Origin of the sequence: Agathobaculum ammoniilyticum (genome assembly GCF_025567315.1) — a bacterium.
Lineage (GTDB): Bacteria > Bacillota > Clostridia > Oscillospirales > Butyricicoccaceae > Agathobaculum > Agathobaculum ammoniilyticum.
The window spans coordinates 3,160-14,125 of the sequence record NZ_JAOQJE010000025.1; the positions used below are offsets into that span (position 1 = coordinate 3,160).

Annotated in this window: 7 protein-coding genes; 5 read left to right on the top strand and 2 right to left on the bottom strand. The window is 54.6% G+C overall.

The window, feature by feature from the left end; translation table 11 throughout:
- Together OCV66_RS14980 and OCV66_RS14985 are read right to left on the bottom strand one after the other, a co-directional pair.
- A partial coding sequence (locus tag OCV66_RS14980; protein WP_147574609.1) for a BspA family leucine-rich repeat surface protein occupies positions 1–6,348 on the bottom strand: 6,348 nt, incomplete at its 3' end.
- 431 nt (positions 6,349–6,779) lie between these two features.
- Positions 6,780–7,622 (bottom strand): tyrosine-type recombinase/integrase, encoded by an 843-nt coding sequence (locus tag OCV66_RS14985; protein ID WP_054328505.1) that lies wholly within the window; start codon positions 7,620–7,622, stop codon positions 6,780–6,782.
- Between the two features lie 184 nt (positions 7,623–7,806).
- Here OCV66_RS14985 and tnpA point away from each other — a divergent pair, with 184 nt between their 5' ends.
- The 5 genes from tnpA to OCV66_RS15010 all read left to right on the top strand — a co-directional run bounded on the left by tnpA (position 7,807) and on the right by OCV66_RS15010 (position 10,927).
- Positions 7,807–8,208 (top strand): IS66 family insertion sequence element accessory protein TnpA, encoded by a 402-nt coding sequence (gene tnpA, locus OCV66_RS14990; protein WP_147574610.1) that lies wholly within the window; start codon positions 7,807–7,809, stop codon positions 8,206–8,208.
- Positions 8,198–8,554, top strand: coding sequence for an IS66 family insertion sequence element accessory protein TnpB (gene tnpB, locus OCV66_RS14995; RefSeq protein WP_147574611.1), 357 nt, complete (start codon positions 8,198–8,200; stop codon positions 8,552–8,554). Before tnpA ends, tnpB begins: the two co-directional genes overlap by 11 nt.
- A gap of 119 nt (positions 8,555–8,673) precedes the next feature.
- Positions 8,674–10,236 carry an IS66 family transposase gene (gene tnpC / locus OCV66_RS15000; protein WP_262564854.1) on the top strand — a complete coding sequence of 521 codons (1,563 nt, stop codon included), beginning with the start codon at positions 8,674–8,676 and terminating at the stop codon, positions 10,234–10,236.
- 126 nt (positions 10,237–10,362) lie between these two features.
- Positions 10,363–10,596 (top strand): helix-turn-helix domain-containing protein, encoded by a 234-nt coding sequence (locus tag OCV66_RS15005; protein ID WP_054328537.1) that lies wholly within the window; start codon positions 10,363–10,365, stop codon positions 10,594–10,596.
- The gene (locus tag OCV66_RS15010) at positions 10,583–10,927 is read left to right on the top strand and encodes a sporulation initiation factor Spo0A C-terminal domain-containing protein (RefSeq protein WP_147574612.1); all 345 of its coding nucleotides are present in this window, start codon (positions 10,583–10,585) and stop codon (positions 10,925–10,927) included. Before OCV66_RS15005 ends, OCV66_RS15010 begins: the two co-directional genes overlap by 14 nt.
- The last annotated feature ends 39 nt before the right edge of the window (positions 10,928–10,966 follow it).

Consider the following 10,966-nt stretch of genomic DNA (forward strand, 5'->3'; position numbering starts at 1 on the left):
CCGGAACGTACCGTCCTCATAGCCGGTGATGATACCCTTTGCCGCCAATGTCACAACCGCCTCGTGATACCACGCATCCGCAGCCACGTCGGGGAACGACGGGCTTTGGCTGTGGCTCTGGTCCAGCAGCAGGCGGTAGAACGCCTGCGCCACCTCGGCGCGGGTGATGTTGTTTGCCGGGCCGAAGTTTCCGGTTTCATAGCCTACCATGTAAGCTATGTGCTCTCTGGTGTTCAGCATGGAGGAAACGCCGGTGCCGTCAGGGTCGGCCACACTGGGAATCTCCGGCTTTTGCTCAAACTGCACCTTGACCGTGACCGCCGAGCTGGGCATTTTGAAGGTGTATTTGCCGTTGCCCTTGTCGGTCAGCGCGATTTCCTTTCCGGTCTTGTCGGCTGTTGCGGTGATGCTCTCCACCACGCCCTCCGTGGTGATCGTGACCGTCTCACCGGACGCGGCCTTGTCCTTGTTGGAGTCCGCTGTGCCGCTGCCGTCGGTTTCCACATGGACGGGGTACTTGTCAGTGGTGGTGGAACCACCTCCACCGCCGCCCCCGCCGGAACCGCCGCCACTGTTATCCTTTTCATAGACAACCGCAATCGAGTGGTCGGCGGTTACATTGGTAAAGGTGTAGCTGTTTCCGGTCAGGCTGGCCGGGGCATTGTCCACGGTCACGCTTTTCAGCTCATAGCCGCTGTTGGGGGTAAAGGTGATCGTCTGGTCCTTGCCGTCCTCCACCTGCACCGCGCCGCTGGGGCTGGCCGTGCCGCCCGTTACGCTCACGGTGATGGTGTGCTTTACAGGCGTGGGCGGCTCGGTCTTGGCTTCCGCTGTGGCGCGGATGATAATATCGCCGCTCACGTCGGTAATGTTCACCTTGCCCGTGGCCGGATTATAGATGGAGGGATTGGAGGCCAGCTCCATGCCGCCCATCTGGATGCTCACGGATTTCATTTCGTAGCCGCTTTCCGGCGTCAGGGTGGTTTCATAGGTGCCGCCCCGTGCAACCGTTTTCTCCGCACTGGAGCTGGTCACATGGGAGAGGGCATAGCCGACCTCAAAGGAGGTCTGCTTCCAGACGGCATACAGGGTCACGGTCTTGCCGTCCTTGTCAATCAGGCCGTCCGCAAGGGCCTTGTCCTCCTTGACCACCTTGCCGGAGGGGGCAGTCGCCCAGCCGGTAAAGGTGTAGCCTGCCACGGGATAAGTAAACTGGTTCTGCGTCAGGTATTGGGTTTTGGTATCCCATGTCACATTCTTCATGGGCTGCATCGTACCCTCGCCGCCGTTGGCGTCGAACTGGATGGTGCCGGTATAGGGCCGCCATGCGCCCTTGAACGCCACTGTTACGTCAGTTGCGTCACGGAACTGCTCGGTGTGAAGCAGGCCGGTGGTGTTGATGGTGTAGGTCTTTTCGTTGTGCGTGCCGGTATAAACTCCGTCACGGTCAGGGCCGCTCAACGTCACTTCCTGTCCGCCGATGGTCAGGGTGGGCACCCAGCCGCCAAAGATGTGGTTGTCCGCGTGCTCCAGAATGGAAATGATGGCATGGTTATCGCCCACCATGATTTCCTGCGCATGGACGTGCTGCTCGCCGTCGCCCGAGACAATCTCGCCCGGCAATTCAGGCGCGCCGTTGGGTACATGCTGCGCATCATTCTCGCTGGTGTACTGGTATGTCACCGTGATTTTGGGCGCGCTTTCCTCTTTGATTTTCCATGTGCCGGTCAGGGTCAGGTCGTTGTCCGGCATGGAGAAGCCCGTTTCGCCGGGGGTGACGGTGGCCTGCGTATCCGAGCGTACCCAGCCGCTGAACTCATAATAGTCATAGCTGGTGGTGGGCTTGGCCGCGATGCTCACCGTGTTACCCGAAGTGTATACACCGCCATGGGGCAGTACCGCGTCGGGCGGCACCTCACCGGCAAAGGCATAGGTCAGGGTATGCTGGTTAGAAGGCTCCGGCTTTGTACCGTCCTCCTTATCCCACAGGCGGTACACGTTGGAGACGGCCGAACCGGCGCTGTCCTGCGCATAGGCGATAGCGTCCCAGTAGGTGTATCCGTCGCTCCCTGCATCCTTGCTCTGGTTGGTACAGGTAATGGTGATCTCGATTTCGTTGCCGGTATAAAGGCCCTCAAAGGTGCCGCGCAGGACGGGACTGCTCGGATCAGATTCGTCCAGGTAGGGCTGCTTTACAATCTGCCCGCCCTTGAAGCCGCCGGAGGAGCCGTCGCTGTACTCAATATCGCTGACTTCAATATCTGTTTCGGTTATGGATTGCGCCACCTTTTCGGGTAAGGGGAAAGCCAGTTCTATGCGGCCGCTCTGCGCGCCCGTACTGCCCGCGTATTTCACCCGCACGCGGTAAGTGAAGCTGCTGCCCGCCGGGGTTGCTTCATCGTGGACGATGATAGAGGAATCCCCAGCGGCCTGTACTGCCGCATCGCCGTTCTGGCTGTTCAGCGAGGTTGAAAGCGGGGACACGCCCACGCTGCGGACATTTGCCATAGCGGCCAGCGGTACAGGGGCAGCCTCTGCCGGGGGCATGTCCTCAACAGGGGCTGCGGGTTCGTCTGCCGGTTCTTCATCAGGGGTCGGTTTCTCTGCCGGAGGTTCGGTTACTTCCGGTTCCTCAACAGGCGGTTTCTCCGGTGTATCGGGTACTTCCGGTACAGGCTCCGGCTGGGGTTCGCTTTCGCCGGGCGTTTCTTCGGGGGCTTCCGGTGCTTCCGTATCCGTGCCGGGTTCGTCTGTGGGCTGCTCTGGGGTTTCCGCAGGCTGTTCCGGCTGGTTATCCGGCTGCTCCGGCATCTCCACAGGCTGCTCCGGTTCAGTGGGCAGGGCAGGCTCTTCCACCGGGGAAAGCTCCGGCTGGGGCAGGTCGCTGATTACATCCGCGCCGCCCCATGGCGCACCGTCCACCGTCACGCTGCCGGGGAACTTTGCCGCGATGGCTTCCATAGCGGCTTTTGATTCAGCGTCGCTGCCGATTTCCAGTGTCGCGCTGTCAGGAACATCGTCAAACATGTTGTGAAGGCTAAGGTCCTCTGCCTGGGCGCGCATCCTTTTCCATGACAGGTTTACACTTTCCAGTGCCTCACAACCATTGAACATGCTGGTAAGAACTGTCAGGTTGGGCAGAATCCAGTTGCTCAGGTCTACGGATTTCAGCGAGGTGCAACCGTAGAACATCTCTTGCATGCTGGAGAGGCTGTCAAACTTAGCACCGCTTTCTGGTGTTTCAAAGGGAATATTCTCCAATTGGGCACAGTTGTAGAACATACCCGACATATTCTGTACCGCATTGTTCCCGCCCAGTTTGATACTGCCAGTGATACTTTTCAGGGCTTTGCAGTCCCAGAACATCCTTTCCATATCCGTGACGTTAGAGACATAAAAATTATTTCCCAAATTAAGGGTCATCAGACTGTCACAGCCTTCGAATATACGGCCCATATCTGTTACATTGGAAGTATTGAATCCACTCAGGTCAAGGCTTGTTAGACCGTCACAGCCGTAGAAGGTACAGTTCATATTCGTGACGCTGGAAGTATCCCATTTACTCACGTCAATGCTCGTCAGGTTAGTACAATCATCGAATATAGAATTCATATTCCGGACGCCAGATGTGTCCCAACCGCTTACATCAAGCGTTGTCAGGCCATCACAGTTCCAGAACATAAACTCCATAGTCTCGACACTGGAGGTATCCCAATTGCTCACGTCAATGCTTGTCAGACTCTCACAATCGTAGAACATATAGTCCATATTCGTGACGCTGGTGGTATCAAACTTGTCTCCCAAGTCAAGGCTTGTCAGACTCTTGCACCCGTAGAACATATAGTCCATATTCGTGACGCTGGTGGTATCAAACTTGTCTCCCAAGTCAAGGCTTGTCAGACTCTTGCACCCGTAGAACATTCTGCCCATACCCGTGACACCGCTGGTGTCAAAATTGCTTACGTCAAGGTGCGTCAAGCCATAGCAATCCCTAAACATATCGTTCATATTTGTGACGTTGGAGGTGTCAAATTTATCTCCTAGGTCAAGGTTCGTTAGTTTACCGCAGCGGAAGAACATCTCGCTCATATCTGTGACGTTGGAGGTATCAAAGTTATCCCCAAGATCAAGGCTCGTAAAGCTATTGTTTGCTTTGTCATAGAACATCCCGCTCATATTTGTGACGTTGGAGGTATCAAAGCTGCTCAGGTTAAGAAAACCTGAAAAGCCAATACACTTAAACATGCAGGACATATTCTCGGCACTGGAGGTATCCCACTCGCTTAAATCAAGGCTTTTTAAGGTGCATATTGGGCCACTGGAATTATAATTGTAACCGATACCACAAAACATACCCGACATATCAACAACCTTGCTGACATCAAGGGATTCGATACCGATAATCTCTTCAAGAGATGACCTATCTGGCGATTCACCGTCAACAGCAAAGGTATAGGACATACTTGTTACCTGAGAGGTATCCCATCCGCTTATATCTATCGTCCGTAAATAATTCTTATCGTAAAACACTCTGTCCATTATTCTAACCTGGGATGTATCCAAGGCGCGAAGATCCGCTGTTTCAATATCATCATAAGGAATAAACTCAGTCATATCCTCGGGTGCTTTTACCCCATCTGGTCCGGCGATATACGCTTCGTATTTTCCGCCCTGGGCTTGATGTGGCACCAGATAGAGTACTACTTTGTCGTTCTCCGTTTGTCCGACATGCCGTGCGTAGACGGCGTTTGGAACATTGGTCAGCTTGACGCGATGCCGGTCATTATCATCCTCTACCTTGGCATACGTTACCGCTTGGTCTATGACGCTGAGGCTTATAATATCACTACTGCTAATCATATCGCCGTTATCCGCTCTCACACCAAGGTTAAACTTCGCATCATCCGCTATCTGGTTTCCGGGCGGGTCGGCAATATCTACATTGCCCAGCTCCAGTTCCACCTCCACATGGCCCCATGCGGGTTCCAATACCATATCGCTGGAGGGCATCGGGATAATCTGTCCGGTGTTGTAGTGCGTCCCTTTGTTCGGGCCGCTTACCACGTTCCAGCCGCCGAAGCTGCTGCCGGAGTTCACCAGCCCCTCGCCGCCGGGGATGGTAACGGTCGTTCCCACAAGCTGCTGGATGGCTTCCGGCGCGCTTCCCTCCGCGCCGCCTGTCTGGAAGATCATTTTACTCTGGCGGCGGTCAATGACCACCTCCGGCAAGGTCAGCGTCATGCCGTAGAGTGTGCCGTCGTCAAATATGCCGGTGTGCAGGCCGCCGTTGGAGTGGTCGGCCGGAGCGGTGATGCTGCCGCCCTGAATCACTTTTTCCTGTGTATAGACCTCTGGATTGAGTTCCACTTCCAGCACAAAATCAATGTCCGCCTGTCGGCATACATGCTCCAGATGCACGTCGATGCCGTTGCCGTCCGCCGTGGGGGCAGCGGTCATGTCAATATAGGCGCTGTCCGATTCATAGTAGCGGTTTTTAATTGCCTTTACCACGGACTGATTCCCGTCCAGATGCAGGGTAAAATCAATATCGTGATAGTGGTCATGCACCACCTGTTCCAGATCGGCCCGCATTTCATCCCTGAAAATGGTTGTGTCAGGGGAAGCGTGTGCCGCCACAATGTCAGCGCCGGGGGTATGGGCCTCGCCGTGGTGGGTGGCGTATTTCGCCAGCATCTCATTCGGCTTGTCCGCGAGCTGCCATGTAATGAGCGCGTCGCCCTCTCCCAGCTTGCCAGACAGGGCTTTTAGCTGTTCCTCAATCTCGCTTTCGTTTTTCCAGCCGAAGCGGTCCCCCAGCACCCAAAAGACCACGGTTGGATTCCCGTCGTCCATTGCCTCTACCGCTTCCATGGCCTTTTTCAGCGCCGCCGGCTCATTGGCTACCCCCTGTCTGGGCGTGCCATGCTTATCTATGGCGTCAAGCAGGTCGTTTTTGCTCCCTATAACGCCGCTGTCTACCACCGTGTTCTGGTAGGTGATCAGCCGCGTGTCGGAGTTTACGCCGTAATCATAGATGTAGTTCAGGCCGTTAGTCCGCATCATGCGTTCAAATTCTTCATGGGATTCCCGTCCGGTAACGGCCACATCCACAAGAAAAATCAGATTGACCGGATCGGCCGAAATCCCCTTCTTGTGATAGCGGATCTCCGCGCTGGTACGGTTCACGTCAGGGTACGTCACCTCAACCGTGGCGGTTTCCGTCTGCGGCTGCGCTGTTGGCACCGGCTGCGGGTCCGCCGCCAGCGCGTAGGTAGGCAGTAAGCCCACAAGCATCGCTGCACTGAGCAGGAATGACAGCGCCCGCTTTCGTAAGTTTACCTGTTTCATTTCATTTGCTGCGCTCCCTTCATTTTTCTATTTGTTCCTACTGCTCAAAAAAGCTCCCCTTGCCGGATACGTCCCGGGCCGGTGAATCGTATTCCACCCCTCCCTCTTTCAAGTTCTGTGTCAGGACAAAAACATTCTTTTGTTTCGCGGCCCGTCCAAAAGCATACCGGCGGGTAGTAAGACAAATATATAATACCATATTGGTAATATTTATATCAAGAAAATCCGTCAAATTTAGACATGGCAAACAGGCCGAAAAAATGCACAAATTTTTTCGGCCTCATTTTCATGCTTTCCCGCCGCCTGTTTTTCAAGACTGCCCTGTTAATTGCGGCCTGCAATCTGAATAGCTGTGCGCAACAGCAACAAAAGAATGTTTTTGTCTATTTGACGCCTCCACAAGCAAGGGGGCAAAAGAATGTTTTTGTCCCTTACCGTATCAGGCGCAGGCGTTCCAGGTGCCGTTGATGCTCTGTGCCAGTAGAGAGAAGATAGATACGGGTCGTCTCGACGCTGGAGTGTCCCAGCACGTCGGCCAGCTTGATAATATCCCGGCTGGCCCGGTAAAAGCAGCGCGCAAAAAGGTGCCTGAGATTGTGGGGGAACACCTTGGAGGCCGCCACGCCGGCCTTTTTGCAGATGGACTTCATTTCCGCCCATATCTGCTTTCTGGACAGCTCACGGCCGCTTCTGGTGCGGAACACCGCGCCGGAAGCGGTCTTTTGCTTTTTCGCATACTTTTGCAGCTTGCGGCACAGCTTGGCCGGAAGCAGAATTACCCGCACCTTGCCCTTGAGGGAGATTTCCGCCCTGCCCGCTTTCACCGCCTCCACTGTGATGTATTTTACTTCGCTTACCCGGATGCCGGTGGCGCAGATGGTTTCCAGAAGCAGGGCCAGCCGCGTCCGGCCCGCCGTCTCGGCCGCACAGACCAGACGTGTGTATTCCTCCCGCGTCAGCTCCTTTGCCGGATCGCGGAACACCTGCCGCTGGAGCCGCAGCGCCTTGATATGGCAGTCCGGCCAGCCCATGTAAGCGAGAAAGGAATTGACCGCCGCCAGCATGGAATTTACCGTGGCAATGGCATAGATACTGGTGATGTGCTCCTTCCATCCGATCAGCGCCGCCTTGGTGAGCGGCTTTCCGGCCAGATACCTTTGCAGGGCGTTCAGGTCGTGGATATATTTCTGTATGGTCTGCGGGGCGCGTTCCTGCTCCTGCAAATGGGCGGCATAACTTGTGAGCTGTTCCTCGTCGATTGTGTATTGCGGCATATTGGCGTCCTCCTGTCCGTAACGGTTATACCGTTATTGTAGCGGACCGGCGCTACGCCGCACAGCGGGTAAGCGTCAAATAAAGCAACGGATTGTTGGTAGAGGTAGAGTGTGAGAAAATAAGGATAAAAGTTGCAGTGGATAGCATTAAGGGAAGTCAAAGGAAGCAGAGGAGCTGGGAAAAATGACAATTCGGGAAAGACATCGGGAGCAGCAAGTGGCCCAATGGACGGAGCTCGTACAGGAATGCCGGAGCAGCGGGCAAACAGTAACGGGATGGTGCGATGAACGGGACATCAGCACAAAGACGTATTACCGATGGGAGAAAAGAGTATTGCAGCGAAGTGGCCACGGGATAAAAAGGGTGGAAAGAGTACCGGCAGAAAAAAAGGCGGCTGAATTTGTAGAGCTGAGAGTGAGGAAGGAAGGGATGTGGAACAGGGAGCTTCTTCAGACTGCTCCAGAGGGGAAACAGTCGGCAGTAACAGTGGTGGTAAAGGGGCGAGGGATAGAAGTTGAGATTTATGCGGGAGTGGAGCTGCCGGTGATAGAGGCGATCTGCCGATCGGTGTGCCATGCTGAATGATTTTCGCGGCGCGGAAAAAGTGTATATAGCCTGTGGGTACACAGATCTGCGGAAAGGGATCGACGGCCTGGCGACATTGGTACAGCAGCAGTTCCATCTGGACCCGTTCAGCAATACGCTGTTCCTGTTCTGCGGTTACCGGCGGGATCGGATCAAGGGGCTGTATTGGGAGGGGGATGGATTTGTTCTGGTATATAAGCGGTTAGAAGCAGGCGCCTTCCAGTGGCCGCGGAACGGAGATGAGGCGCGCCAGTTGACAGGCCAGCAGTACCGCTGGCTTATGGAAGGATTAAAGATCGAACAGCCCAAAGCGCACAAAGCGGTGACTGGCCTGAGTATGATATAGCGTTGAAAAATTGGATGCTATTTTCCTCGAAATCCCTTGAAATGCGGGTGTTTTAAGGGGTTTTGTGTTATAATGAGAATATGAAAAATGAAGTGAATATTATCACAAGCAACACGGAAATGGTGACCATTTCCCGTGCGGAATATGAGTCTCTGAAGGCGGAAAGAGACGAGCTGAACCAGAAGCTGGACTGGCTGATGGAGCAGATGCGTCTTGCCAAAAAGAAAGTCTATGGGGCATCGTCCGAGCAGACGAAGGAAGAACTGGCAGGCCAGTTGAGCCTGATGTTTGATGAAACGGAAGCGTGGCTGTCTGCTAAAAGGACTTCCGTAACGGAGAGCAAGGTTGTTGCCCACACCCGGCAGAAGCGGTCTTCCCGTGTGGAGGAGGTACTGCCGGACAATGTTCCTGTTGAGGTGGTAGAACACCGTGTCCCGGAGTCTGAGCGTAACTGTCCTGAATGCGGTACACTCATGACGGAGATTGGGAGTGAGGTTCGCCGTACTCTGGTGATGATCCCCGCCCAGGTGAAGATCCGGGAAGATGTTTATTTTACATACGCCTGCCAGAACTGCAAGCAGACGGGGACGGAAACACCTGTCCTGAAAGCCGAAAAAGAGCCTCCCCTGATCTCAGGCAGCTACGCCTCCCCAGAGGCTGTGGCTCATATCATGGTCCAAAAGTTTGTGATGTACGCTCCGCTGTACCGGCAGGAACAGGAATGGAATCGGGCTGGGGTGATGCTCTCCCGGCAGACGATGAGCAACTGGGTGTTGCGGGTGGCGGAGGATTGGCTGCGGCCCATCTATGACCAGATGCACCAACAGTTGCTTCAGCGAGAGGTCCTCCACGCGGATGAGACGACTCTGCAGGTGCTGAAACTGGAAGGGCGGACGGCCAGGAGCAAGTGCTATATGTGGCTGTACCGGACCGGTGGAGACGCCGGGCACCCCATTGTCCTGTATGAGTACCAGCAGAGCCGAAAGGCGGAGAATGCCGAGGCGTTCCTCAAGGGCTTTACGGGCTGGCTCCATGCTGATGGTTATTCCGGCTACCACCGATTGCCGGAGAACATCCGGGTGGTTGGCTGCTGGGCGCATCTGCGGCGAAAGTTTGACGAAGCGGTGAACGCCTTGCCAAAAGAGCAGCAGACGGGCTGCGCGGCGTTGGAGGGACTGCAATACTGCAATGTTCTCTTCGCCATTGAAAAGGAACTGGCGGATCTGCCGCCGGAAGAACGGTACAAACAGCGTCTGATCCGGTCCAAACCGGTGATGGACGCTTTGTTGGCATGGGCGGAAACAAAAACCGCCCCGCCCAAGTCCTCTTTGGGAAAGGCGCTGTATTATCTGCGGGAGCAGTGGCCATATCTAAAATGCTTTTTGGAGGACGGGCGGCTGGAAATAAGCAACAACCGGGCAGAACGGAGTATGAAACCCTTTGTGATGGGGCGGAAGAACTGGCTGTTTGCAAATACGGAAGGCGGGGCCCAGAGCAGCGCCATTGTTTACAGCCTGATTGAAACGGCCAAGGAAAACGACCTTGACCCATACCGGTATCTGGTCTATGTGCTGTCCAGGGCGCCATCTATGGCCGTGGCTGACAGAGAGTGGGCCACAAAACTGACGCCGGATCTTGTTCCGGTGCAATATCGCAGGGGCCAGGAGGACTCTACAATATAGGTTTTTTAATGGACTGACCGAAAGGCCGGTCCATTTTTTTCGACATTTTCCACCAAAGGGGAACTACAGAGCCTCACAGGTAATCCCTTCCATCCCTTATGCTTTGCATGAAGGGAGGTGAGGAAAATGGAAGCAAGCTTTGATGGAGCAAAACTGCGCGAAGTACGCAAAGACCGAGGCAAGACACAAGCGATGCTGGCCGTAAAAATGGGCACTTCTATTCGCCATGTACGAGCCTTGGAGACCGGTGAGAAGACAAACCCATCCGCATGTCTTCTCTGTAAAGTAGCCGTGGCTTTGGATGTCCCGATGGAAACATTTATGCGGATCCAGCCAGAAGAAGGGGATGAACTTGTATAAAGCAAAAGGAGATGAAACCTTGCCCTACCTAAATGCGACTTGTGATCTGTTGTACAGCCTTGGAGTAACCGCGAATTATAAGGGGTTTCTTCATACTACCTACGCAGTGTCTCTGTGTATGGAACGGCAAGACAGGCTTCTGTTGGTAACAAAATGGCTTTATCCTGATGTTGCCAGGAGATATGGGACGAACTGGAAGGCAGTGGAACGTAATATCCGAACCGTATCCAGGATTGCGTGGATACGCAACCGCGTACTCCTGGAATCCCTTGCGCAAAGGCCTCTGGGGCAATCCCAAATTTTGTGTAACCGCCAAAAGCGGTGCAAATAGAGAAAAATTTATCATGGGCGGCAGACGGGTAAAACGGCT

Excerpts from the sequence above, each read along its gene's own strand:
- OCV66_RS14985 (WP_054328505.1), bottom strand. The coding sequence starts at position 7,622 with ATGCCGCAATACACAATCGACGAGGAACAGCTCACAAGTTATGCCGCC.
- tnpA (WP_147574610.1), top strand. The coding sequence starts at position 7,807 with ATGACAATTCGGGAAAGACATCGGGAGCAGCAAGTGGCCCAATGGACG.
- tnpB (WP_147574611.1), top strand. The coding sequence starts at position 8,198 with ATGCTGAATGATTTTCGCGGCGCGGAAAAAGTGTATATAGCCTGTGGG.
- tnpC (WP_262564854.1), top strand. The coding sequence starts at position 8,674 with ATGGTGACCATTTCCCGTGCGGAATATGAGTCTCTGAAGGCGGAAAGA.
- OCV66_RS15005 (WP_054328537.1), top strand. The coding sequence starts at position 10,363 with ATGGAAGCAAGCTTTGATGGAGCAAAACTGCGCGAAGTACGCAAAGAC.
- OCV66_RS15010 (WP_147574612.1), top strand. The coding sequence starts at position 10,583 with ATGAACTTGTATAAAGCAAAAGGAGATGAAACCTTGCCCTACCTAAAT.